The sequence below is a fragment of the Streptomyces sp. NPDC007896 genome (assembly GCF_042959425.1).
Lineage (GTDB): Bacteria > Actinomycetota > Actinomycetes > Streptomycetales > Streptomycetaceae > Streptomyces.
Genome location: NZ_JBIBKX010000008.1, coordinates 446,505 through 471,247, shown reverse-complemented (window position 1 = coordinate 471,247; position 24,743 = coordinate 446,505). Strand labels below are relative to the sequence as shown.

Below are 24,743 nucleotides of genomic sequence, written 5' to 3'. Positions count from 1 at the left end.
GCACCTTACGTCGCGGTCCCGTCGATGAGCAGGCGTCGTGCACCGACCTTGCCCACCTCGGCGGTCGTCCGCGAAACGGCGTTGTCAGTGGTCGCCACTATGTTCAGTCGTGTCCCGCCGAACTGGCGAGGAAGTCCCCTCTGATGCATAGGAGATGGTGCGTTGTCGGACTGGGAGAGGTCGAGCACGGCACGGGTGACAGCGCCCGCGCGGCCGCGGAAGCTCGCCAAGGTGCCCTTCGTCGAGCTGGCCGACGGACGCCTCCAGGGCGTGGTGTCCAGCGGCTCGGACATCGAGCGGGTCTACGTCTCGTCGGTCGCGGCCGGCACCTACGCGTTCGCCTGCAGCACCAACAACAACCGCCCCTGCGGCGGCGCGCGAGGCATGTTCTGCAATCACATCCGGGCCCTGATCAACGAGGCGGTACTGCAGTACGGCGCCGAGCGCGTCGCCCGCTATCTGAGGGTCGAGCTCGCGGACGGCGAGCCGAGCGGGCAGAGCATCGCCCACGTCATGGACAACACACGGCCGGCGCGGGGAGACACCAAGTCCGCCGCGCCCGTCTTCAGCCGGTTCCTGCGCCACCTGGCCTACCTCGAACTCGCCCCGACCACCGCGCCGTTGCCGGAGATGCAGTGGTTCCCGCCGACCAGGGCGGTGGCGTGATGCGCGCGGACCTCCTCTCCGACACCATCGCCGGGCTCGACGAAGCGCTGGCGGCCGTCGACGCCTTCGACCAGGCCCTCGTCGCGGGCCTGCTGCGTCCGCAGCCCGCCCAGGCCGCCGGTCTGACCGAGCTGGCGCACGCCGTCGCGGGGACACCACTGGCCGCCCGGGTCTCCGAAGCGGCGGCGAAGGCGGCGGCCGGAGCGGCGGGCGAAGACCACTTCGTCGCCCTCGCCGCCGCCCGTACCGCACTGCTCGGGTCCGTCCACGACGCACTGATGACCCGCGTCACGGAGGCCATCGGTCGCCCCCGCGGCGAGGAGGCCGTCCCGGTGACCGGTGGGCAGCAGGCGGCGAACCTGCTCGCCGCCGCCCGCGCCTGGCTCTGCGATCTCGCACGCACCGGATGGCAGGGCATCGACCACGAGGTGGTCTCCGGGGCGGCGCAGGTCGTCTCCGCGATGCTTCCGGACCCGTCCCTGCGCCGGCCGGCGACGCTCATCGACGGCTTCGCCGCGGAACTCGCCGCGTCCTGCCCGGGCTCCGCCCTGGAGAAGATCCCGGCACGCCGCTGGGGCGACCTCTGGTCACGCGGGATGCTGCTGACCCTGCCCGGAGCCACCGACGCGCCCGCGCCGGGTACGGCCACCGGTCGTCTGCTGCCCCTGGGAGTCGACCTGCAGGAACACGCGACCGCGGCACAGGCCCAGGTCCACGCGGTGTTCGAACCCGCCGACGGCTCCGCGCCCGGCCTGGTGCGCGCCAGCGTGTCGGTGCCGAAGCCCGACACGGTCGTCGGAGCCGGCCTCTGGCAGCTGCTGCGCCCCCACATGTCGCTCCTGGCAGCCGTCGGCGAAGGCCGCTCGATGGAGCTCACCGACATGCCGGTCACCGCCGAGGGCGACCTGATCTGGAGCGACGAGCACGCCCGCCCGAGCGAGCCCGCCGACGCCTTCACCACCGCCCGCGTCGCCCTGCCCACCGCCACCGACCCGGTGACCACACCGCTGGACCGGCACCCGACGCGCATCGCCGTCCCCGTGTTCCTGGAGGGCTACGCCGCCCGGAAGGACGACGAGACGATGACGTTCACGGTCGCCGGACACGCTCTCGCCGTCGACACCGATCGTGTTCCGACCGCCGGCCCGCTCACCCCCGAGGCCGTCGCGACGTCGAACGCCTGCATAGGGCTGCTCCGGTGGGACGCGGGAACGTATCGCGTCCAGCCCCTGGCCGTCGAGACGACCGTACGGAAGAAGCCCGTCGCGCTCCACACCGGGGCATGGGCCGGGGGCACGGCCGACAAGGTCGGCGTCAAGGCCGAGAAGGCCGCCACCGACGCCGTGGCCGTGCTGCGGGAGCGCGCCGGAAGGCTGCTGCGGAAATGACCGACGCGACGACCTCACCCCACCCCGAAGTGGACCCCCACGACAACCGCCGTCAGGTCCTGTACTGGCGGCTCCTCGCCCGGCTCTTCGACCCCGAGGAGCAGGCCACGCTGGAGTCGGCGAGCCTGGCCGTCGTCGAGGACATCGGTCTGCCGTCCGCGCTGCTGGACCCGGGAGCCTCCGTCGACTCGATCGTGCAGCGCCATCCGGAACTGGCCGCCGAGTTCGACGGTCTGATGGTCCCCGAGACCGACGACGAGGCGCGGGACCGGTCCGCCGAAGTACGGCGCGCGGCACTGGTGTCGAAGGTGCTGCTCAACGTCTTCGCCGCCGGCTCCGGCACGGTCACCGCCGGACAGCTGGCGCGCTGGCAGTCCGACGCGGGCTGGCTGGAGCGCGCACTCGGCTGCAAGCCGGGCGAACTGCGCGGCGGCCGCGCGGGCGCGGGAGCCGGGGCAGGCGCCGCGGGACCCGGGGTCAGCCCGACCGGCACCGGCGGCCCGGGCAGGACCCCCGATCTCAGCCGGCTGATTCCGGCGATCGGCCCGGAACTCGGCGCGATCGAGGCCGACCTCGTCAAGCGGATGCGCCTGCGCGAGGTGCTGGCCGACCCCCAGCTCGCCGCGCAGCTGACCCCGAGCATGTCGCTGATCGAGCAGCTGCTTCGGGACAAGAACAACCTCTCGGGCGTGGCCCTGGCCAACGCCAAGTCCCTGATCCGCCGATTCGTCGACGAGGTCGCACAGGTGCTGCGCACCCAGGTGGAGAAGACCACCGTGGGCGCGCTGGACCGCTCCGTCCCGCCCAAGCGGGTGTTCCGCAACCTCGACCTCGACCGCACGATCTGGAAGAACCTCACCAACTGGAGCCCCGAGGAGGAGCGGCTGTACGTCGACCGCCTCTACTACCGGCACACCGCGCGCAAGACGACGCCCCAACGGCTGATCGTCGTCGTGGACCAGTCGGGCTCGATGGTCGACTCCATGGTGAACTGCACCATCCTGGCATCCATATTCGCCGGGCTCCCGAAGGTCGACGTCCACCTGATCGCGTACGACACCCAGGCGCTCGACCTCACACCTTGGGTGCACGACCCCTTCGAGACCCTGCTGCGCACCAACCTGGGGGGCGGCACCGACGGCACGGTCGCCATGGCCCTGGCCCAGCCCAAGATCGCCGAGCCGCGCAACACCGTCGTGGTGTGGATCTCCGACTTCTACGAATGGCGGTCCGAGCCGCTGTTCGACAGCATGGCCGCCATCCACCGCTCGGGAGCCAAGTTCATCCCGGTCGGCTCGGTGACCAGCTCCGGTCGCGGCAGCGTCAACCCGTGGTTCCGCGAGCGCTTCAAGGACCTCGGCACGCCGGTGCTCTCCGGCCACATCCGCAAGCTGGTCCACGAGCTCAAGACGTTCCTCGCGTAGGCGTCTCGCCCGCTCAGACACTTCTCACTTATTTGATCCCCGTTCAGAAAGGCCCTGTGATGTCAGACCTGTTGCGCGCCCCCGCCGAGATCAAGTTCGCCGAGGAACTGGACTGGCTGGAGTCCATCGACGACAACCCCAAGCCCTTCTCCTGGCGGCTGTCCCCGAAGATGGTCCGTCTGTTCATCCTGGGCTCCGAGCGTTCCGACGGCCTGGACCGGGAGATCTCGCAGAAGTGGTTCGGCGATCGCAGTTTCGTCGAGCGCTCCATCGTCACGCTGGCCTCCGACCGCGGGCTGCTGCTCATCGGCGACCCCGGCACCGGCAAGAGCTGGCTGGCCGAGCTGCTGTCCGCCGCGATCTCCCGCAACTCCACACTGGTCGTGCAGGGTACGGCCGGCACCTCCGAGGACCACATCAAGTACTCCTGGAACGTGTCCATGGTCATCGCCAAGGGGCAGTCGCGGGAGTCGATGATCCCCTCGCCGATCATGACCGCGATGGAGACCGGCGCGATCGGTCGTTTCGAGGAACTCACCCGCTCCACCAGCGACGTTCAGGACGCGCTGATCTCGATCCTGTCCGAGAAGTACATCTCGGTCCCGGAACTGGACAGCGATAACATCGTCTTCGCCCAGCCCGGCTTCTCGATCATCGCCACCGCCAACAGTCGTGACCGGGGGGTCAACGACCTGTCCTCGGCACTCAAGCGCCGCTTCAACTTCGTACGCATCCCCGTGGTGACGAACAAGAAGAGCGAGGCGGAGATCGTCCGCTTCCGCACCGAGGAACTGCTGGGCCGTCACCAGATCGAGCTGGACGTACCGCCGACCCTGCTCGACGTGCTGCTGCAGAGCTTCGCCGATCTGCGCGCCTCCGCGGCCGCGGCCGGCAGCGACGACGAGAAGCTGGAGTCCGCGCTGTCCACCGCCGAGCAGATCGGCGTGCTCGAGGACGCGATCCTGCACAGCAACTTCTTCGGCGAACGCGCACTGACCGCCCGCACTCTGGCCTCCTCGCTCGTCGGGTCACTGGCCCGGCGGGAGCCCGAGGACCTGGCCATCCTCAACAAGTATCTGCACGGCGTGGTCGAGCCGCGCAGCAAGGAAGAGGGCGGATCCTGGCCGGAGTTCCTGGAGGGCGGCCGCGACGCGATCGCCACCCTGTCATGAGCGGCACGCACGAGAGCACCCAGGACGGGACCTTGAGCGGCACGCACGAGAGCACCCAGCACGGGATCACGAGCGGCACGCGCAAGAGCTCGCACGAGGGCACCTTCGAAGCGCTGCGCGCGCAGTTGCAGGGGGCCGCCGCGACGCTGGCCGACGGGCCCCACGCCCTGGAGGGCATTCTCCTGGGCATCGTCGAGGACGTCGACCGCGCGGTGCGCGAGCCCCTGGAGATCTTCCCGGTCTGCCACCACTCGCCCGCCTCGGCGCTGGCCATGGCACGCCGTCTGCGGGAGAAACAGCCGAAGGTCGTGTACCTGGAGCTGTGCGAGGACATGGCGCCGCTGCTGACCGAACTGCGCAACTGCAGACTCCCGGTGGCGGTCCAGGCCTTCGCGACGGAGATCGACGGCTTCCCGATCGAGTGGTCACCGCTGTCGGTGGTCGCACCGATCACCGAGGCCTCCGCCGAGTACCAGGCGATCGCCTACGCGCTGGACACGCCCGGCGTCGAACTGGTCCTCGTCGACCGTTCCTCCGACCACGTCTTCCAGTGGGACGCGCGCGGGACGCACGGCGGCGAGCCCGCCGACCCCGACGCCCCGCCCGTCGAGGAGGAGGCCGCGCTGCACGGCGACGCGGTCGGCGTGGAGATCGGCGACCTGCGCCCGCGCTTCGCCGAACTGGAGGAACACCTGCTGCGGCACGGCAGGGTGCGGCACTGGTCGGAGTGGTGGCACCAGTACGTCGAACTGCCGCTCGGCGACAGCGACCACGACACCTACCGCCAGGTGATGCTCCTGATCGGCAGCCTCTTCCGGCGCCTCGCACCCGGCGACCCGCACCGGGTGCGGGTGGACGAGGACCGCGAGCGCTACATGTGGACCAGGATGCGCGAGCACCTGACCGCGACCGGCACCGATCCCGACGACTGCCTCTACGTCTGCGGAGCCTTCCACGCGGCCAGCCGGGTCGAGGAGTTCGGCGTCCAGGGCACCGACACCTTCGAGATCGCCCCGCGCAGCGCGACCAAGTGGCAGCACGGCCTGATCCCGTCCAGCCACGCGGCGATCGAGGCGCAGTTCGGCCTCGCCGCAGGTTCGGTGTCGATCGCCGCGACCGTCTGGGCGAAGAACGTCAGCCGCACACGTGTGAAGCCCTACCGCCTGGAGGGGCAGGCGGGCGCGAAGAAGTCGAGGGCGAAGAAGACCGTGGCCGCGGCGGCTCCGGCAACGGCGCTCCCACCCGCGGACAAGCTGACCGGCTTCCTGCGGCGACCGCCCGTCCTCGACCGGCTGGACGAGGACGAACTGCTCGGCTGGTCAGTGGAGATCGTGCGAGCAGCGCGCCGCAACGGCTACCTCGCCTCCACCGCCGACGCCATCGCCGTGTTCGAGACGTCGATCCTGCTGGCCGGGATGCGCGACCGGGCCAGGCCGACGCCGTACGACTTCCAGGACGCGGCTGTCACCTGTATCGAGAAGGACACCGTGCCGGGCCGGCGCGATGTGCGCCGGCTCGTGGAGATCATGATGGGCGGCGACCGGGTCGGCCAGGTCGGTTACGACGCGCTGCCACCGCTGGCGCGCGACGTGCACGACCGGCTCGCTCCGCTGAACCTGAAGCTCCAACAGCGGGGCGTGCAAAGGGCGTTGCTGAACATAGCCGCCCTGCCGGAACTGGAGCGGTGCTCCGACGTGCTGTGGATGCTCCGCCGTCTGATGCCCCAGGGCGCCGCGCGGCCGATCATGGGCGAGCGGAAGCTGGGGGAGCGGTCGATCCAGGAGTCGTGGGACCTGGCGCTGGGCACCCACCAGCGTGCGCTCATCGAGCTCGGCTACGAGGGCGTCAGCATCGAACAGGTCCTCGAGCAGCGTCTGCGCCGGACGGCGTACGGTCCGCAGGCCACCACGGCGACGGTTCTGGGGACCGTCGAGGACGCGGCGCTGTACCTGCGCAGCCGCCGCCTCGCGGACGAACTGGGCACCCGCGCACTGGAGGTACTGGCGACCGAACGGAGCGTCGACGGCGCGCCGGAGGTCCTGCGCCGGGTGCGCCGACTGCTGGCGTACTACCGCACCAGCGAGCCGACGCTGCCCCCATGGATCGAGTCCTTCGTCAAGACCGGGTACGCGCACTACTGCACCCTGCTGCCCACGGCGTTCACCGACGAGGACGCCACCGTCCGCCACGTGGCGGCGATGCTGGGCTTCCTGTTCAGCATGGAGAGCCTGGCGCTGTCGCTGGGCTGCGACCGGACCCAACTGGAGCTGGCCGTCGGCCAGTCGCATCCGGCCGATCCCTCGAAGACGGCGCTGCTGTGGGCGGCGCAGACACAGCTCGGGAACCTCTCCCGCGCGGACCTTCGGACAAGGTGCGACGAGCTGCTCGGCAACCCTCTGGTGGTGCCCGCCTATCCGCGCTACCTCAGCGGCTTCGTACACGCCCTGGAGCCCGTCCCGGCCCTCACCGACTTCGTCGTGGAAGCGGTGTCGAACGCGTTCGGACGGCTGCCGGACCCGGTGCTCCTGCCCTGGCTGCCCACCCTGATCACCACCCTGCGCTCGAGCGGCACCGAGCTGGCCCCGCTGCTGATCCGGGAGGCCGGACGGATCTTCCCCGGCCGGCTGACGGCGCTGGACGCGTGGGTACCGCCGTGGCGGGCGCAGTCGGCGCCGGAGGCCCCGCCCTCGGCGCGGAGCGCGGACGACAGCCGCGGTGCCGCGCTGCTCGCCGCCCATCCGGCGACGTGCGACGCGGTGGCGAGCCTGCTGGGCTGTGACGGTACGTGGCGGACGGAGGCCCCCGGCCCGTCCGGGGCGGCGCTGCTCGGTCTTCACCCCGATACGGCGCTGGCATTGGAGGTGCTGCTGGCCGGTCCCTGACATCGAGTCCGGGACAACCCCGGCCGGGTGGCTTCGTAGGCCGCGATCAGATCCGCCGTGACCTGTTTCTGGGCCGCTTCGGTGGGCTCGGCGGTGCCGATGTCGTTGACGCCCTCGAAGACCAGCAGCCACGCGACACCACTCTGCGCGAGGACGTCACGGTCGAGTCGGGCGAGAGCATGGGGCCCGAGACCGTCGTGGAGCACGCGGTTGCCGCCGGCCGCCTGGTTGAGGATCGCGACCCCGGCCGAACTCTTCTCGGCCTGCAACCGCCTGAGCAACTGGTCCGGCCAGCGGTTGTTCAGGTTGGTCGTGGAGCCGCGGCCGTCGGTCAGCGAGTCGCCCAGCAGCACGGCCGCCGCGGTGGCGCGAGGCGACCAGGTCTCGACCCCGCCGAGGAAGTACCAGTGGTCGGTGGGGGTGGCCCCGGGCAGGTCCTCGTCCCCGACGTGGTTGCCGGACAGCAGGTAGGAGGTGGTCCGGGAGCCGGGGTGGGAGGTGATGCTGGTGGACGCCTGGCCCTCGGCCAGGTAGGCCGTCACGGTGAGGTTGGCCCCGGGGGCGAGGGCGAAGTCCAGGGGGTCGGAGACCATGGGGGCTCCCACCGGAACCACCACCGAGGAGCGGCCGCCGAGGGTCACCGGCCGGGAGGTGCCGGGCCGGATCGCGCTGACGCCCGCCTGCCCGTCGAGCGGCAGCGCCACGGAGACCGAGGTGATCGGCAGCGCCGCGCCGCCGAACGCGTTGGAGAAGCGCAGCCGCAGATGTCGTCCGCCGACCGACACATGGACGGTCTGCCGCAGGGTCGCGTCGGCAAGCACCCGACTGTCCTGCGTGAACGGCGCGGGCGGCATGTTGGAGGGTTCGGTGAGCTGCGGCATGGAGACCCAGGTGTTCACCCAATGACCGTTCGACGGCTGATGCGTTTCACTGGGGCGAGACGACCCGAGGTCGGCGTCCGCCGCCCGCACGGCGGACGAGGCAATCACGAAGGCGGCCGCGAGCAACCCCGCGACCACCAGGCTCACGATCGACGATCTTCGATTCATGGATGCGCGCCCTCCGTGTTCCCGGGTCCCAGTGATGCCGGGTCCCAGTGATGCCGATGAGGAAGCTGAACCGGTTCAGTGGCGCACGCTAAGGCATCCCGCCGGGAGGCCGGGCCACGCTTCCCGGCCGTTCTGCTCGGGGCGGCTAGGAGCGGCTATTGGGTGCGACTACGCGGCGGCTATGGGATCGCCCACGGGATCGTTGACACACATCAGCGGGCGAACCTACGGTTGCCGGAACGTTCCGGCACCCCTTGCGCCGGGCCCCCGCGCGCGTGCGGCGTGCCGAACAGAAGCGAGCGACCCCATGGGCATTCCGTCCGCCGACTGGCTGGTACAGCCGATCGGTCCTGTCGACGAAGCCGAGGTGTCGGCGGTGCTCGCGCAGCGGTTCGGGGTGACGGGAACCGTCCACGACCTGGGCAGTCAGCAGGACCGCAACTACCGCGTGCGTACGGAGACGAGGGACTACGTCCTCAAGATCGCCAACCCCGCCTCGGACCCGGCCGCGCTGCGCGCCCAGTGTGCGGCCGTGGAACGCCTGTCCGACGCGATGTCGGGGCTGCGGCTGCCGCGAGCCCACGCCGGCGTCGACGGCGACGTGGTGCAGCGGCTCAGCGCGGGCGGCGTGGATCTCGTATGCCGTCTGCTGGACTATGTGCCCGGTGAGCCGATCATGGACAGCCGCCATCTCGCACCACCGGTCGTGGCCAGGCTCGGCGAACTCGCCGGACGTGTCGTGGCCGGGCTCGCCGACTTCACGGGCATGGAGCAGGAACGGCCCCTGCTGTGGGACCTGCGCAACGCGCTCACCGTCGTCGAGACGCTCGCCCCCCACCTGCCCGACCAGGAACGGGCCGCCCGGATACTGCGCGCGTCCCGAGCCGCGCACACCCTGCTGGAGCCGTACGCGGACCGCCTGCCGGTGCAGGTGATCCACGGTGATGTCACCGACAACAACGTGGTCTGCGAACCGGCGCCGGACGGCCGCCGGATGCCGGTCGGTGTGATCGACTTCGGTGACCTCGGTCTCGGCTGGACGGTGGCCGAACTGGCGGTCACCTGCGCCTCGGTGCTCCATCATCACGGGGCCGGACCGGCGTCGGTGCTGCCCGCCGTGCACGCCTTCCACGCGGTGCGACCTCTCGCGAACGAGGAAGTGGACGTGCTGTGGCCGCTGGTCGTGCTGCGGACCTCCGTCATGGTGGTGAGCGGCCAGTACGACACGCTGCTGGACCCCGACAACAGTTACGCCTCGGTGGCGCTCGACCGCGAGTGGGCGATGTTCGAGGCCGCGGTGTCCGTCCCGGCCGAGGTGATGACGGCCCAGCTGCGGCACGCCCTCGGCCGCCCGTCGGCGCAGCTCCTGCCGGTGGCCGAACATACGCTGCTGCCCGGCCTGCCGGACGACGTGGCGAGCCTCGACCTGTCCGTGTCGAGCGAGGAGCTGCACACGGGACGCTGGCTGGCGCCCGACGCCGAAACCGCGCTGGCCCGAGCCGCCCTCACGGCCGGACACACGGCGGTACGGACCAGGCACGGCGAATACCGGCTGACCCGCACCACCGTCGACGCCGCCGTCCCCGCCGCGACCTGCGCACTCGGCGTGGAGCTCCACCTCGCCGGTCCGGCGGAGATACGGGCACCCTGGGCGGGCACGGTCACCCAGCACGGCGATACCGGCGTCACGCTGCATACGGGAGGCCTGGACCTGCTGCTGGACGGCGTCGACGCAGAGGTCCAGCCTGGTCCCGTGCCCGCCGGGCAACCGCTCGGAACGGTGGCCGCCCGCGAGGGCGTACGAGTGCTGGGCGTCCAGCTCTCCCGACCGTGCGCCACAGGCGGCAGACCGCCACGGTTCGCGGCGCCGGACCTGGCCGCCGGATGGCTGGAGGTGTGCCCGGACCCGACCCGCCTCTTCCTCGTTTCTGACGCCTCTGACGCGCCGTCCTCCGCTCCCGACGACGCGCCGCTCTGCGCCCGCGATGCCCAACAGGCTGTCACGGAAGCGGAGTTGCTGGAGCGGCGCGAACACTCCTTCGCCACCGTCCAGGAGCACTACTTCGAGACGCCGCCCCAGATCGAACGCGGCTGGCGGCACCACCTGGTGGACACCCGGGGCCGCGGCTACCTCGACATGCTGAACAACGTGACCATCCTCGGCCACGGCCACCCGGGACTCGGCGAAGCCGTACACCGGCAGTGGCAGCGGCTGAACACCAACTCCCGTTTCCACTACGCCTCGGTGGTCGAGCTCTCCGAGCGGCTCACCGGACTCCTCCCGGACGAGCTGGACACCGTGTTCCTGGTCAACAGCGGTTCCGAGGCCGTGGATCTGGCGCTCCGGCTCGCCTGGGCGGCGACCGGACGACAGGACGTGATCGCGGTCGAGGAGGCGTACCACGGCTGGACCTACGCGAGTGACGCGGTGTCGACCTCGATCGCCGACAACCCGAACGCCCTCGCCTCACGGCCGCCGTGGGTGCACACCGTCGCGGCACCCAACTCCTACCGGGGCCGCCACCGGGGACCGCAGGCGCGGCGGTACGCCCCCGAAGCCGCCGCGAGAATCCGTGAACTGGCCGACCAGGGGCGCCCCTTGGCCGCCTTCGTGTGCGAGCCGTACTACGGCAACGCGGGCGGCATGGCCCTCCCCGACGGCTATCTCCGGCAGGTGTACGAGGCCACCCGCGACGTCGGCGGGCTGTGCGTCGCCGACGAGGTCCAGGTCGGTTACGGCCGGCTCGGCTCGCACTTCTGGGGATTCGAACAGCAGGGCGTGGTGCCGGACATCGTGACCGTCGCCAAGGCGATGGGCAACGGGCATCCGCTGGGCGCGGTGATCACCCGGCGCGAGATCGCCGACGCCTACCGTACGCAGGGCTACTTCTTCTCCTCCGCGGGCGGCAGCCCGGTCAGTTCGGTGGTCGGACTCACCGTCCTGGACGCACTGCGCGACGAGGACCTTCAGACCAACGCCCGTGAGACCGGCGCCTACCTGAAGGACCGGCTCCTCGAACTGGCCGAGCGTCACCCACTGATCGGCGCGGTGCACGGCTCGGGGCTGTATCTGGGCGTCGAGTTCGTCCGGGACCGCGAGAGCCTGGAACCGGCGACCGAGGAGACGGCCGCGATCTGCGACCGGCTGCGGGAACTCGGCGTGATCGTCCAGCCGACCTCGGACCGGCAGTGCGTGCTGAAGATCAAGCCGCCGCTTTGTCTGACCCGGCGGAGCGCCGACGTGTTCGCCGACGCCCTGGACGACGTACTGACGCACGGCTGGTGACACGGGAGATGCCGAACCCCGGATCCACGGCCGTGCCACCGCCCCGCCCCGGCACCGCGCCCACGATCGCCGACGTGGCGCGCGTGGCAGCGGTCTCCAAGACCACGGCCTCGGACGCCCTGCGCGGTCACGGCCGGGTGTCGGGACCGACTCGGGAAGCCGTGCTGGAGGCGGCCCGGCGGCTGGGCTACGCGCCCAACCGCAGTGCCCGCAGCCTGCGCACCTCCGTCACGGACACCGTCGCGCTCTACTTCCCGGAGTTCCTGACCAGCGCCGAGTACTCCATGGCGTTCGTGTTCGGGGTGGCCGAGCGGGCGGCGGGCGCGGGCCTGAACGTCACCCTGCTGTCCTCCGGCCATCTGCCGCAGCACGGCACGGCGCCGCCCCAGGTGGACGGGCTGATACTGTGCGACCCGGCCCCCGAGGACCCGGTGGTCCGGCACCTGATGAACACCGGGCTGCCGGTCGTGACGGCCGAGCGGTACGCCGGTGACCAGCAGCCGACCGGGGTGGTCCGCTCCGACCACGAGGCGTCGACGACCGAACTGCTGGACCATCTGCGCGACTCCGGTGCCCGGCGGCCCGCGCTCATCGCCTCCGGAGCCACCTCCGACTGGTCCCTCACCCTCCAACGGACCCACGCCCGCTGGTGCGCCGACCACGGCGTCCCCCTCGTCCTGCGCAAGGCACCCGTCGGCGCCACCCCCGAGGTGCTGCGGGGTATCGCGCGGGACCTGCTCGCCCAGGAACCCGGGACCGACGCCGTCGTGTGCGCTCCCGACGGCGCCGCCGCGGCCGTGCTGCCCGAACTGCGTGCGGCAGGCCGCACCGTGGGCGGGGACCTGCTGCTGGCATCCTGCGTGGACTGCTCGGCGATGCGGACGGCGGAGCCGCCGATCACCGCGATCGACCTGCGCCCCCGCTCGATGGGAGCCGAATGCGCCCGCCTGCTCTGCGAGATCCTGTCCGGCCAGACGCCACCGGGAACCGTGCGCACCCTGCCCGTCGAACTGAAGGTGCGGGCGTCGACCCGCGCTTAGCGATGCGGTGGCAGCGACGAGGGCCGCGCCGCTGCCACCGATACCAGTACTCCTGAGCTTCCCGCAGGGGCGCTCAGCGATCCTGGGAGAGGGCCAGCAGTTCGGCGAACAGACCCCCGGCGCCGGCGAGCTCCTCGTACGTCCCGTGTTCGGTGATCCGGCCGTTTTCCATCACGATGATCCGGTCCGCGATCTTCGTGTTGGCCAGTTGGTGGGTGACCACGAGGGTGATGCGGTCGGCGGCGATGGCCTTGATCTGTTCGAGGATGGCGTGCTCGCCGCGGGCGTCCATCTGGGAGGTCGGCTCGTCCAGGATCAGCAGGTCCGGCCGCCGGTACAAGGCGCGCGAGCACACCAGGCGCTGCCACTGCCCGCCGGACAGCTCGGTCCCGCCGAACAGTTCACGAGCCAGCAGCGTGTCCAGCCCGTGCGGAAGCCCTTCGACCGGCTCCCGCATGCCGACGGCGTCCAGGGCCTGCCAGACCAGGGTGTCGTCGAGGGCGCGCGGCTGGCCCAGCGTGACGTTCTCGCGGACCCGGAGCGGCCACTCGGCGAACTTCTGCGGCACCAGACCACAGCGCTGCCACACCTGGTCGGGATCCAGTCCGGCGAGGCCGGCGCCGTTCCAGGCGACGTGCCCCGCGTCGGGGAGGAAGATCCCGCACAACAGCCGGGTGAGCGTGGACTTCCCGGATCCGTTCTCCCCGACCACGGCCCAGATCTCGCCCCTGCGCAGGGTCAGCGAGACTCCGTCGAGGGCCGGAGCGGTCCTGCCCGGATAGCGGTAGACGACCTCGTCGAGACGGATCTCCTCGAGCGGCCCCCCGATCACCGACACACCGCGCTTCGGGGCCCGTTCGGCGGCATGGGTGAGGAAGGTGTCCATGTCCGCCAGATACAGAGCCGTGTGGAACATCGCGGCACCGTGGATGACCAGCTGACTCAGAGCGGCGAGCGTGCTCTGTACGGCGACCACCGCGGTCGCCGCGACGGCCGGCTCGACCTGGCCGGTGGCGGCCAGCCATGCCAGCACGGCCCAGGTCGCCACGAGGAACACACCGCCGATCGCCGAACTCGCCAGCACGATCCGCAGCATCCGCGGCGCCGCGTCGAGCACACGCCGGTCGATGCGCTCGGAGATCGCCCGGTACCAGAACAGCAGATACCCGGTCATGCTGTTGGCGCGGATCTCGTCCGTGTACTTCGGGGTCGTGGACCAATAACGCATCATCTGCCGGACATTGCGGTCGCCGACGTTGGCGTAGTGCGTCTCGTACGTGACCTTCGCGTGCAGCACCGCTCCCACCGCGGCCGGCACCACGGCCAGCAGGAGCAGCGGCAGCATCAGCGGGTGCAGTACGGACAGTACGCCGCCGGCGGTGACCATACGGACCGCGGCGGCGGTCAGCCGGGTGGCGTCCTGCACCATCACATGGCTGCGGACCACCCCCATCTCGGCGGCCTCCTGCCGGTCCGCGAACCCGTCGTGCGCCCGCGCCGCCGCTTCGACCCGGCAGACCGCCTCGACCAGCGCGCTGTCGGCGGCCGTGGTCAGTCGGGGAGTGATCAACCCGTCCGCATACGAGGCGAGCGCACTCGCCACCCGCCCGGCACCGAACGCGACGGCGATGACCACGAGCGCGGGCAGCGCCTGCTGCAACCGCTCCGACACCGCCCCTTCGGCCAGGATCGGACGCATGGCTCGCGCCGTGTTGGCCAGCAGTACGGCGGCAGCCGCACCGGTCAGCAACTGGCAGGCCAGCAGGAGAAGGACAGCCCGGCGGTCGATGGCCCACGCCATCCGGGCGGTCTGCGCCAGCACCCGCGGCAACCTGGCGCACATCGCGCCGAAGGCCACCTCGTCGAGCGGGTTCCTGGCGTGCCGGCCCCCGTAACGGAGTTCGGCGGGCGGTGGGGGCGACGGCCTTCCGGTGGCCGTGACGGGGGACGGCACGGTCTCGGGGGGAGTGCCCTGCGGAGGTACGGTGCCATCTTTCACGGCGCACCCCCGCCCGCGGGGGTGCCCCGCATGAGGTATCCGCGACGGAGACGGCCACGGCGTCAACACCGTGCACAGTGGGCGTCACCACGGTCCGGGGCGCGGCGCCGGGCTGTTCGAAAGCGGGCTGGGCAAGGGCGGGAGCGGGGATGGGATTCACGGTTCCTCCTACAGTGACGGCGATGAGGGGGTGCCTCAAGAACGCACCTGATCAAGAAGCCGTCACGGGTGTAGGAGGGCGAATCTTCAGACGAATGTTCGAGCGACTGTGCTGGGCCTAGGGGGCGTTGGGTGATGCGGTCGTGATGTGGTGTTCGATCCACCCGCCCGAGGTGAGTCACCCGACCGAGGGATTGCCCCGGTCGGGAACGTCACTTGTCGCTCGTGACCCGGGCGAGCCAGTCGATCAGGATGCGGTTGACGTCCTCGGGCCGTTCCTGCTGGATCCAGTGGCCGCAGTCGTCGAGGAGGTGGGAGGAGAGCAGACCGGGCAGGGTGGTGGGGTAGGCCGCGATCGCGTCGGCCAGCCAGGTGGTGGAGGCGTCCCGACCGCCGCCGATGAACAGCGAGGGCTGGGCGATGGGCGCACCGTCGTGGTCGGCCAGGTCCTCCCAGTCCCGGTCCATGTTCCGGTAGCGGTTCAGGGCCCCGGTCATGCCGGTCCGCTCGAACTCTCCCGCGTAGAGGTCGAGGTCGTGCTCGTCGAGCCAGTGGGGGAGCCGCCCCCTGGGAAAGCGGTCGCGCTGGGCGCCCCCGGGGCTCACGAAGTGCGGGTCCGGAGCGCCGGGTGCGGGCATGGTGTCGGCGGACAGCGCCGCGTACAGGCCCGCGAGCCAGCCGCGGACGTCGGGCTCGATCTCGGCTTCGGCCCGGCCGGGCTCCTGGAAGTAGGAGACGTAGAACTCCTCGTCCCCGCCCATCTGCGCGAAGATCTCACTGGGACGCGGACCGCCGCGCGGGGCGTAGGGCACGCTGAGCAGTCCGACCGCGCGGAACATGTCGGGGCGGACGAGGGCGGAGACGCCGGCGATGTTCGCACCCCAGTCGTGTCCGACGACGATCGCGGACTCCTCACCCAGGGCTTCCACCACGGCGACGTTGTCCTCCACCAGCTCGAGGATCCGGTACGCGGTCGGCGCCTCGGGCCTGGAGGAGCGGCCGTAGCCGCGGACGTCGATGGCGACCGCCCGGTAGCCGGCCGCGGCGAGTGCCGGAAGCTGGTGGCGCCAGGAGTACCAGGACTCCGGAAAACCGTGAACGAGCAGGACCAGCGGGCCGGTTCCCTGCTCCACCAGATGGGTCCGCCCGGCGGGCGAGGGGACAAGACGGTGGATGCGGTCTGTTGTGGACGGCGGCACGGATCCTCCCAGAGGGCTCAACGCGTGGCCGGTGCGGTGAGCGGGCCGAAGCGGCCCGCTCACCTGCGGCCTCCGGTACTACCGTCGATCTTGCGGCGGTCGGCGCGGCGCGTGCCAAGCCTGTTGCCGATTCGGCAAAACCGACCCCGTGCTCACGTGGTCACGAGGCGCGTCGGTGATCGACCGAACGCGCCCTAGGAGCCCTGCGCGGCGGCGCGCCGCTGCCGTTTGCCGAGTGGGGCCTGGGACAGATCCTCGGCTTTCGACCTGAGGTTCTTGTATCCGTAGCCACGCTCGGTCAGCCACGCCTCCGCGGCGGCCTCGGCGCGCTCGGTCGCCTCCAGGATGTCCTCCTCCGCCTCTCCCGAGTCCAGGAACCGGAAGGTGAAGGCGGGCCGGGCGGTGAGGTCGTAGCTGAGGTGGCCCTCGGGGGTGAAGGCGGCACGCAGCACGTCGTGCTCGGACGCGCGGGCCAGGAGCTCGGCGCGTTGCTGCGCGCCGAGCCCGTCGAAGACGCCACGGACGGTGACGCGGAAGGTACGTGTGCTCATCCGGCGACCCTAACCAGCGGGTTCGGTGGGGCACCACCGCGTTTTCCGCGAGGCGGCCCTCAGCCGAACATCACGCTGTGCGCAATGGGCTCGCCGAAAGCGCGCGGCTCGCAGGGTGCTGGCCTGGTCACTCGCCACCGCCGCTTCGGCGCCGAGGTCACGTGGCGTCGTGGAAGACCAGGCCCAATGTATGACGCTGCCCGGAACGGACGGTGCTCACGCCGTGCCGCATCGGTCCGGTCGACCAGCCGCGCCGGGAGGCGACGGGCCGGTCGCGGGTGGTGAAGATCAGCCCGTGCCCCTGCGGGAGGGTCGTGGACGATCCCCGCGACTGTGCCCGGGGCCGCTGCTCGGTCATGATGAACTCGCCGCCGGTGAAGTCGACTCCGGGGGCGTCGAGGCCGATGACGACCTGGAGCGGAAACACCATCGTGCCGAACACATCGCGGTGCAGCGCGTTCCAGTCGCCGGGCCCGTAACGCAGCAGGATCTGAGCGGACTTGGACTGCCCGGCCGTGTGGCACATCGCCAGCCACTCCTCCAGGTCCTCGGGCCAGGGGGCGGGCTGCCGGAGCTTGTCGGCCCAGTCCCGGGCGACGGGCAGCAGCCGCGGATAGAACGCCTCGCGCAACTCCCGTACTACTTCCGGTAGTTCATGGGTGAAGTAGCGGTACTGGCCGGAACCGAAGCGATGGCGGGCCATGTCGACGGTGGTGCGGAAGCGGTCGGTCTCGTCGTAGAGCGCCCTGATCCCGTGGCATTCGTCGGCGGTCAGCAGCGGAGCGGTCAGCGCGTGTCCGTGCTCGTTCAGCTCGTCGGTCAGTGCGGTCCAGTCGTCGGCCGCGACGCGGTCGGCGACCGGACCCGCCAGGTGGGTGGTGTCGAGCGTGTTCATGATGGCGACGTTCCTCAGGTGGCCGGGCGTGCGTGCTCCAGGTCCAGGAGCTGCTGCTTGCGCTCCAGACCGGCGGCGTACCCCGTGAGGGAGCCACTGGCGCCGATCACGCGATGGCAGGGGCGCACGAGCAGCAGCGGGTTCGCGCCGATCGCTGTGCCCACGGCGCGCACGGCGGCCCGCGACGCGCCGATCCGCGCGGCGATCTCTCCGTAGCTGACGGTCGTGCCGTACGGGACGGTCTCCACCGCCTTCCACACCCGCTGCTGAAAGTCGCTGCCCGCGCCGCTCGCGTATTCGATGTCGAAGTTGGTCAGCACCCCGTCGAAGTACGCGCGCAGCTGCGAGACGATCTCGGCGAACGCCTTCTCGTCCCTGGTCCAGCCGTCCTGGACGACGGCGCCGGACTTCTGACCGGGCATGGACAGCGAGACCAGCGCCGTGCCGCCCTTCGCGGTGACCGACTCCTCGCCCACCAGCAGCAGCACGCCCAGAGGGCTGTCGATCGTTGTGTACACCGGCATCGGTCATGTCCTTTCGAAGTGTGTCTCCGCTGTCCACTCTGCGCCATGGCCGCCACCACGGCTGGCGGAAATCGGACGCGGCGCACGGAACGAAGGCACACGGAACGAAGGCGCACGGGTCCGGCGCACGAGAACGAAGAGGACCCGTGGACCGTTCACGCACGGTCCACGGGTCCTGTCGCTCAGCTCGTCCCCGGGGCGGGGATCAGTGCCGTACGAGTCGTACGGACAGCCCGTCCACCGAGTACACGGGCACGGCCCGGTATCCGTCGGCCTGGACCGTGATCCGGGCGAACTGGCCTCGCAGCGACGACGTCCGGAGCACCGGGACGGTGGTGCCGGGGACCGGCGGGCGGTCGGCGTCCAGCCGGAGCGCGAGCGCGCTGTCCCGGCTCAGTACCACCCGTCGCTCCACCGTCAGCGCGGGCACGCGGCCCGCACGGAGCGTCGCCTCCAGGCTCGCGCCGGACGCCTGCGTGTAGCTGCCGCGCACGTGAACGGACGACGCAGCACTCACCCGCAGGGTCCCGCCGTCCACCCGCACGTCGCCGCAGCCCAGCGCACCCGACGAACCGGCCGTCAGTACGCCCTCCTCCAGCACGGTGCCGCCCGTGTGGGCGTTGTGGCCCGTCAGGGTCAGCGCACCGGTGCCGCGCTTGACCAGCCGGCCGCACCCGGAGATGTCGTTGCGCCAGGTGTCGGCCGCGCTGAAGCCCCCGTCGGCGCCGTTCATCGTCACGTTCACGTCGGACTCGAAGGCCCCGTACCCGTCCGCGGCGGCGAACAGGTTCAGCCGGCCCCACTGCTCGAAGCCGTCGAGCAGCACGTACCCGGAAGGCAGGGCGGTCGTGCGGAGCACCTCGCGGCGCTGGGCGGCGTCGAGGTAGGGCAGCCGCGTCTCCAGCAGGACCTCGGCGCCCTTGGGCACGGTCATGCCCTCGGAGCGGCCGTGCCGGGTGAGGACATAGGTGAGCCGGGGCGTGAGTGCGCGGGCGTTGGCGGCCCGGTCGGCGTACGGGTCGGTGGCGACGCCCGCCGAGTGCGCGTAGGCGTACAGGGTGTCCGCCGTCGAACCGGTCTGCTGCTGGAAGTACGCGGCGGCCTGGGCGCGCGCCGCGGCCTTGAGGGCGGCGTTGGCAGGGTCGGCCAGCGTGGCGGCGGCCAGGGCCGTGGCCATGATCCGGCCGCCGATGACGTCGACGGTGGAGTGCATGCCCGCCATGATCCGGGTGTGGCTGAGCTCGTAGGCGCGCGCCACCAGCTCCTGGAAGCGCTCGGGCACCGCGTACGCGTACGCGAGCCCCGCCAGGTGGAAGGCGTTGGTGTGGCCGCTGGGGAAGCCGCCGTCGTCGACCGCGGTCGTGCCGCGCTGCCACAGCAGTTGCGGGGCGACGATCACGTCGGAGTCGTAGACCGGGAAGCCGAGCGCGTCGACCTTCCCCGTGTCGACGACCTCGCTGTTCTCGTTCATGCGCCACGGACGCGGGTACTGGAAGGCGTACTTGGCCGGGTTGCCGGAAGCGTATGGGCCGCGCACCGTGTCCACCAGCTCGGCGACCTTGCCTAGCGCCGAGTCGTGCGAACCGGCGCCCTGCGCGGAGCCCGCCGGAGCGTCGGCCGGCACGGCGTCGCTGATCTTGCCGGAAGGAGTGCCGTCAGGAGCGCTCGTGATGGAGGTGACCGCCTTGGCGCCCGCCCTGTACAGGTCGGCCAGCGGGCCCAGGCCGGCGATCATCGCGTAACTCTGGTGCTGCCGGTCGTAGATGAACGCCTCCTTCGCCTGCGCGTCGGTGCGGGCGTGCGTGATGCGGGCGCAGTAACGCATGTTGGCGCGCAGCACCTCGGGCATGAGCGGCGTGCCCGTGTTCCAGGCACCACCGGTCTTCCACACCTTGCTCATGCCACCGAGGATCCGGACCACCGCGTTGGTCTCGGGCGTCAGGTTGGTGAGGAGGTTGGTGGTGTAGTCGTCCACGAAGGCGGCGGGGCTCGTCGCGGCCTTCGCGTCCGCGGCGGCGAGCCAGGTGACGACGGTCGGAGCGGCCAGCAGTCCCGCCGAAGCGCCGAGCGAGTTCCGCAGGAACACCCGTCGGTTCAGGGCGCGTTCACGGACGGGGACCGAGGTGACGGACTGCTGCCCGGCTGGTGACGGCATGGATGTGCCTCTCCTGAGTGGAATGGGGTCCTCCGACAGCCGGGTGAAGTCGTGAAGCGACTGTGCCCCTGTGGTGAGGACGAGTCATACGAGCGAAGATCTACGGCTGATTCATGTCACGCTTGCGAAGCGCGGGGGGCGGCGAAGTGTCGTACGGACGAATGCGCCGACCCTGTGAGCCCGCTGTACGGGCGAACGCGGCTTCGGCGCACACTACTTGTCCGGCGCTGACACCGCGGCAACGCGCGCTGCCCCGCGGGGTGTCGGTCGCCCGCGAGCAACGCGCCACCTCGTCCCCTCATATGAGGGCACGGGCCAACGCCACGGCGCCCTCGACCGGCGCCGCCCGCAGCGGCCTGGGCCGTGCCCCGGGTACGGACTCGGTGAGTGATGTCGTGAAGGAGGTGTACAGGGCGGGTTGGGAGAGCACGGTGCTGCCGGCGACCACCACGTCGTCGACGGCGACTCCGCGCTCGGCGAGCCGCACGACGAGCGCGGCGAGGGACCTGCCCCCGTCCGCGATCACCGACCGCGCGATCCGGGAACCCCGCTCCGCGGCCGCGAACACGACGGGCGCGTGCCGACCCCACTCGGCCGACACATCCGTGGCGCTCTCCAGGGCGGCGCCCAGGGCGGGCACCTCACTCACCCCGAACGCGGCGATGAGCCCCTGGGCGAGTTCGTCCGGGGCTTCACCACGGTCGTGCGCCGCCCACGCGGCGCGCGCCGCTTCCCGTACGAGACCGGCGGAGCCGCCCTCGTCACCGAGTGCCGCACCCCAGCCGCCGACCTGTACGGCGCTGCCGTCGGCCAGTCGCCCCACCGCCACCGAACCGGTGCCGGCCACGAGACCGACACCCTTGTCCAGCCCCGCGGCGGGAACGAGGAGTTCGGCGTCGCCCACCACCAGGATCGGTATGTCGAGGACCTCTCGCAGCGCGGCGGCGATGGCGGCGCACTGGCGGGGGGTCTCACAGGCGTGCCCGCCGACGGCCAGTGCGGCTGGGCGGGTGTCGACGGGCAGGGCCTCGTGGACCAGTGCCGTCAGCCAGCGGGCGGCGGCGGCCGGTTCGTGCGGCCGCCAGCCGCTGCTCGGCCGGACGTGATCGGCGACCGGTTCCGCGCCGACGAGGGCGCGGAGATGGGTCTTGGTGCCACCCACGTCGATACCGACTATGAGCGGGGAAGAAGGAGTGTCCTGCACGGATCCTCTTTCGTCGTCTGGGCGAAGAGCGCCGAAGCACATGGCGCTGTGCTGAGACGGCGGGCGAACCGTGTCTGGTCGAACAGGAGTTGAGCGAGTCGGGAAGCCCCGGGACGGGCTTCTTACGGAGCACGGCAGGCGAGTACCGGACTTCGTTAGGAAGTTAACTAACCAAGTACAGTGCGTCAAGAGTTGTCGCGCAGTCGATCAACGGGACGCCGCCGGAGGGCGGGACCGCGCGGCACGAGGGCATCGCATCGCCGCATTCCGTCACCCGGGGAGCGCGGCCCCTGACCCATGGGGGAACTGTGGAACACGTCGTGACTGAAGCCCCCCGCCTCACCGAGAGCGCCAGCGCGGTGTTCGCCGTCCTGGCCCAGGCCGGCAGCGCCACCCGGCCGCAGCTGGCGAGCCTCGCGGGGCTGTCCAAGCCGACGGTCTCCGCCGCCGTCGCGGAACTGGAGAGCGCCCGGCTGGCCACCCACTCCGGCACCGCGTCCAGCGGCACCGGCCGCTCCGCCGCCGTATACGGCCTGGGGCCCGCCTCCGGCTCGGTCCTCGCCGTCGACTTGGGCCCGGCCCGCACCCGGGTGCGCGGCTGCGCCCTGGACGGCACCCTGCTCGCCGAGGCGGACACCCCGCGGGCCCGGGCCGCCGACGCCGTCCGCGAGGCGCTGGCCGCGCTGCCCGCCGGCGCCCCGCTGCGGGCCATCGTGGTCGCCGTCGGTGACGTCACCGAGACCGACCGTGCGGGCACCGGCATGCGCCCGGCGACCGCCAAGGCCGGGCCCGTCTTCGACGCCGTGTCCGTCGCGCTGCCGCCGGGCGTGCCCGTCCACCTGGAGAACAACGTCAACTGCGCGGCCCTCGCCGAACTGCAGGAGGGCGCCGCGCGGGGCCGTCGTACCTTCGGCTATCTGCGGATCGGCGTCGGTGTCGGTCTCGGCATCGTCATCGGTGGCCAGGTGCTGCGCGGCGCCAACGGCGCGGCCGGTGAGCTGGCCCGGCTGCCGTATCCCTGGGACGACGACCGGGAGCCGCATCAGGAGGCTCTGGAGGCCTATGTCGGCTCGCACGCCCTGCTGCGCCGGGCTGCCCGGGCCTGGCGGGCCGGTGACGGCCCGCGCCCCCGTACCGCCGAGCGGCTTTTCGCGCTGGCCGCCGAGGGCCGGGAACCCGCCCGTGGGCTCGTCGCCCGGCACGCCGTCGACGTGGGCCGGCTGGCCGCCGCCGTGACCGCCGTACTGGACCCTGGGCTGATCGTGCTGGGCGGCAGCACGGGCGCCGATCCGCAGCTCCTGCCGGGCGTGCGGGCCGAACTGGGCCGGCTCAGCTGGCCCACCGAGGTGGTCAGCAGCCAGATCGGGGATCTCGGTACCGTCGTGGGTGCCGCCCGGCTCGCCGTGGCCAAGGGAGTCCGAAACGTGACCGAAGGCGCGCAGGCGAAGGATTGACGGCTTCCTTATCGGTCTGCCAATGTCCGGACAAGCGCTTTCTAAGTCGGCCGGGACGTCGGCTTGGGGTGAGCGTCCCGGCCGTACGCAGACGTACGGCAGCCCGGCGAGGGCGTGCTCGCGGGCGGCGGCCGTCGAGGCCGGGGACCCCACCCGTCAAGGCGACACGGCCGGGCGAGGCCGTGCCCCCGGAAAGCGAAATCTCCCGCGAAATGCACCCGTGCCGCCTCGGCTGGCGCCGTGCTTCTTCCGCTACGACGAAAAGGGATTGAAGATGACCAGTGTGGGTGTGCGGCGCTCTCGCCGACTCGGCCGCGGCGGCATGCGTCGCCTGGTTCCTCTCGCTGCCGTGGCCACGGCAGGAGCCCTGCTGCTCTCCGCCTGCGGGTCGGGGTCCGGCTCGGGCGGGACCTCCAAGTCGCTGACGTTCTGGATCTCCACGGTTCCGGGGCAGGACGCGGGCTGGAAGAAGCTGGTGGCGCAGTACAAGAAGGAAACCGGCGTCAACGTCAAGCTCGTCAACATCCCCTACGACGGCTACCCGACAAAGCTGCACAACGCCGCGCAGGCGAACTCTCTGCCCGACGTGGCGGACGTGCCGGCGCTGGACCCGATCTGGTCGAGCAAGCTGATCGACCTCAGCTCCATCGCCAAGAACAAGACGAACAACATCAACGCCAACTTCCTCGCCAAGGACTCGTCCGGGAAGGTGCTGTCCATCCCCTCGGACGTCACCGCGTCCGGCCTGTACATCAACGAGACGCTGTTCAAGAAGGCCGGCGTCGCCGTCCCGACCTCGCCCCAGAACACCTGGACCTGGACCGACTTCATCAAGGCGGCGAACAAGGTCCGGGAGAAGACCGGCGCCAAGTACTCCCTCACGTTCGACCAGTCGCCGTCCCGGCTGCGCGCCATGGTGTACGAGATGGGCGGGCAGTACGTCCACGCGGACTCCTCCGGCAAGTTCTCGGTGGACGCCGCGACCAAGAAGGCCGTGAACTACTTCGTCGGACTCAACGACGACAAGACCATGCCGAAGTCGGTGTGGACCAGCGGCGCCGACCCGTCGGCCATGTTCCAGAGCGGTGATGTGGTCGCCTACTGGTCCGGCGTGTGGCAGGTGCCCGCCTTCGCGACGAGCATCAAGAAGTTCGACTGGGCGAGCGTCCCGACTCCCGCCGAGCCGGTGCAGGCCAGCGACGTCAACAGCGGCGGCATGATGGTGGGCTTCAACAACAACGGCGCCGCGGCCACCGCCGCGCAGAAGTTCCTGTCCTGGGTGTACGAGCCGGACCACTACCGCGAGCTGTGCGAGGCGTCCGGGTTCCTGCCCGTCGAGAGCGGTCTGAACCCGAAGTACCCCTTTACCTCCGAGGCAGCGCAGGCGGCGTTCAAGCTGTACAACGAGGAGATCCCGCTCTACGCCCCGATCTCGGGTTACTTCAACGGCGCGCAGACCAACTGGGTGCTGAAGGGCAAGAGCCTCACCACCGACCCGACCAAGACGGAGCTCGGCAAGGCGATCAATGGCCAGCAGTCGGTCGACAAGGCCCTGGAGAACATCGTGGCCGGCTACAACCAGCAGGTCGGCGGCGGATCGTAGGCCAGAGGGCCGGGCGGCGGGATCGAGACACCGCCGCCCGGCCCTGGGCGCTCACGTGATGCCGGGCCCATGAAGTGAGCCCGCAGCAATCCA

General features: G+C 71.2%; 16 protein-coding genes and 1 pseudogene. 9 read left to right on the top strand and 8 right to left on the bottom strand.

All coding sequences use genetic code 11. The features are described from left to right. Positions 1-195 precede the first annotated feature (195 nt). From ACFZDJ_RS27330 to ACFZDJ_RS27310, 5 genes are read left to right on the top strand one after another with little or no spacing between them, the layout of a single operon-like run. Positions 196-666: a hypothetical protein gene (locus ACFZDJ_RS27330; protein ID WP_391062430.1), complete on the top strand. Its 471-nt coding sequence runs from the start codon at positions 196-198 to the stop codon at positions 664-666. Next, positions 636-2,054 carry a hypothetical protein gene (locus ACFZDJ_RS27325; protein ID WP_391062427.1) on the top strand — a complete coding sequence of 473 codons (1,419 nt, stop codon included), beginning with the start codon at positions 636-638 and terminating at the stop codon, positions 2,052-2,054. The genes ACFZDJ_RS27330 and ACFZDJ_RS27325 overlap by 31 nt, the downstream gene beginning before the upstream one ends. Then, on the top strand, positions 2,051-3,478 hold the full coding sequence (locus ACFZDJ_RS27320; RefSeq protein ID WP_384916635.1) for a VWA domain-containing protein: 1,428 nt from the start codon (positions 2,051-2,053) through the stop codon (positions 3,476-3,478). Before ACFZDJ_RS27325 ends, ACFZDJ_RS27320 begins: the two co-directional genes overlap by 4 nt. Before the next feature lie 59 nt (positions 3,479-3,537). Next, complete coding sequence (locus tag ACFZDJ_RS27315) at positions 3,538-4,650, top strand: AAA family ATPase (protein ID WP_391062425.1); 1,113 nt, start codon at positions 3,538-3,540, stop codon at positions 4,648-4,650. After that, a complete protein-coding gene (locus ACFZDJ_RS27310) occupies positions 4,647-7,532 on the top strand; it encodes a hypothetical protein (protein WP_391062422.1) in 2,886 nt (961 codons plus the stop codon). Before ACFZDJ_RS27315 ends, ACFZDJ_RS27310 begins: the two co-directional genes overlap by 4 nt. Here ACFZDJ_RS27310 and ACFZDJ_RS27305 read toward each other — a convergent pair. Continuing rightward, a pseudogene (locus tag ACFZDJ_RS27305) lies at positions 7,526-8,581 on the bottom strand (GDSL-type esterase/lipase family protein); the annotation flags it as partial. The gene ACFZDJ_RS27310 and the pseudogene ACFZDJ_RS27305 sit on opposite strands and share 7 nt — an antisense overlap. A gap of 307 nt (positions 8,582-8,888) precedes the next feature. Here ACFZDJ_RS27305 and ACFZDJ_RS27300 point away from each other — a divergent pair. Next, entirely contained in the window at positions 8,889-11,867 is a 2,979-nt protein-coding gene (locus tag ACFZDJ_RS27300; RefSeq protein WP_391062419.1) for an aminotransferase, read from the top strand. A gap of 8 nt (positions 11,868-11,875) precedes the next feature. After that, positions 11,876-12,907 (top strand): substrate-binding domain-containing protein, encoded by a 1,032-nt coding sequence (locus ACFZDJ_RS27295; protein WP_391062417.1) that lies wholly within the window; start codon positions 11,876-11,878, stop codon positions 12,905-12,907. A 73-nt stretch (positions 12,908-12,980) separates the two neighbouring features. On the opposite strand, the gene ACFZDJ_RS27290 is transcribed toward ACFZDJ_RS27295, so the two are convergent. The 7 genes from ACFZDJ_RS27290 to ACFZDJ_RS27260 all read right to left on the bottom strand — a co-directional run bounded on the left by ACFZDJ_RS27290 (position 12,981) and on the right by ACFZDJ_RS27260 (position 21,593). Then, positions 12,981-14,861: an ATP-binding cassette domain-containing protein gene (locus tag ACFZDJ_RS27290; protein ID WP_391062538.1), complete on the bottom strand. Its 1,881-nt coding sequence runs from the start codon at positions 14,859-14,861 to the stop codon at positions 12,981-12,983. A gap of 416 nt (positions 14,862-15,277) precedes the next feature. Then, the gene (locus tag ACFZDJ_RS27285; protein WP_390935509.1) at positions 15,278-16,264 is read right to left on the bottom strand and encodes an alpha/beta fold hydrolase; all 987 of its coding nucleotides are present in this window, start codon (positions 16,262-16,264) and stop codon (positions 15,278-15,280) included. Positions 16,265-16,458: 194 nt separating this feature from the next. After that, positions 16,459-16,815: a DUF6204 family protein gene (locus ACFZDJ_RS27280; protein WP_384916655.1), complete on the bottom strand. Its 357-nt coding sequence runs from the start codon at positions 16,813-16,815 to the stop codon at positions 16,459-16,461. Positions 16,816-16,972: 157 nt separating this feature from the next. Next, on the bottom strand, positions 16,973-17,710 hold the full coding sequence (locus tag ACFZDJ_RS27275; RefSeq protein ID WP_391062415.1) for a 2OG-Fe(II) oxygenase: 738 nt from the start codon (positions 17,708-17,710) through the stop codon (positions 16,973-16,975). Between the two features lie 14 nt (positions 17,711-17,724). Continuing rightward, the gene (locus ACFZDJ_RS27270) at positions 17,725-18,234 is read right to left on the bottom strand and encodes a methylated-DNA--[protein]-cysteine S-methyltransferase (RefSeq protein ID WP_391062412.1); all 510 of its coding nucleotides are present in this window, start codon (positions 18,232-18,234) and stop codon (positions 17,725-17,727) included. Between the two features lie 205 nt (positions 18,235-18,439). Continuing rightward, the gene (locus tag ACFZDJ_RS27265) at positions 18,440-20,389 is read right to left on the bottom strand and encodes a phosphatase PAP2 family protein (RefSeq protein WP_391062411.1); all 1,950 of its coding nucleotides are present in this window, start codon (positions 20,387-20,389) and stop codon (positions 18,440-18,442) included. A 298-nt stretch (positions 20,390-20,687) separates the two neighbouring features. Then, positions 20,688-21,593 (bottom strand): BadF/BadG/BcrA/BcrD ATPase family protein, encoded by a 906-nt coding sequence (locus ACFZDJ_RS27260; protein ID WP_391062408.1) that lies wholly within the window; start codon positions 21,591-21,593, stop codon positions 20,688-20,690. Positions 21,594-21,913: 320 nt separating this feature from the next. On the opposite strand from ACFZDJ_RS27260, the gene ACFZDJ_RS27255 reads away from it, so the two are divergent. Further along, entirely contained in the window at positions 21,914-23,047 is a 1,134-nt protein-coding gene (locus ACFZDJ_RS27255; RefSeq protein ID WP_390935519.1) for an ROK family protein, read from the top strand. Between the two features lie 274 nt (positions 23,048-23,321). Next, positions 23,322-24,650 (top strand): extracellular solute-binding protein, encoded by a 1,329-nt coding sequence (locus ACFZDJ_RS27250; RefSeq protein WP_390935521.1) that lies wholly within the window; start codon positions 23,322-23,324, stop codon positions 24,648-24,650. Positions 24,651-24,743: the final 93 nt, after the last annotated feature.

What these genes read in the sequence shown, in the direction of transcription:
- ACFZDJ_RS27320 (WP_384916635.1), top strand. Translation starts at nt 2,051, where the DNA reads ATGACCGACGCGACGACCTCACCCCACCCCGAAGTGGACCCCCACGAC.
- ACFZDJ_RS27315 (WP_391062425.1), top strand. Translation starts at nt 3,538, where the DNA reads ATGTCAGACCTGTTGCGCGCCCCCGCCGAGATCAAGTTCGCCGAGGAA.
- ACFZDJ_RS27310 (WP_391062422.1), top strand. Translation starts at nt 4,647, where the DNA reads ATGAGCGGCACGCACGAGAGCACCCAGGACGGGACCTTGAGCGGCACG.
- ACFZDJ_RS27300 (WP_391062419.1), top strand. Translation starts at nt 8,889, where the DNA reads ATGGGCATTCCGTCCGCCGACTGGCTGGTACAGCCGATCGGTCCTGTC.
- ACFZDJ_RS27295 (WP_391062417.1), top strand. Translation starts at nt 11,876, where the DNA reads ATGCCGAACCCCGGATCCACGGCCGTGCCACCGCCCCGCCCCGGCACC.
- ACFZDJ_RS27280 (WP_384916655.1), bottom strand. Translation starts at nt 16,815, where the DNA reads ATGAGCACACGTACCTTCCGCGTCACCGTCCGTGGCGTCTTCGACGGG.
- ACFZDJ_RS27275 (WP_391062415.1), bottom strand. Translation starts at nt 17,710, where the DNA reads ATGAACACGCTCGACACCACCCACCTGGCGGGTCCGGTCGCCGACCGC.
- ACFZDJ_RS27270 (WP_391062412.1), bottom strand. Translation starts at nt 18,234, where the DNA reads ATGCCGGTGTACACAACGATCGACAGCCCTCTGGGCGTGCTGCTGCTG.
- ACFZDJ_RS27265 (WP_391062411.1), bottom strand. Translation starts at nt 20,389, where the DNA reads ATGCCGTCACCAGCCGGGCAGCAGTCCGTCACCTCGGTCCCCGTCCGT.
- ACFZDJ_RS27250 (WP_390935521.1), top strand. Translation starts at nt 23,322, where the DNA reads ATGACCAGTGTGGGTGTGCGGCGCTCTCGCCGACTCGGCCGCGGCGGC.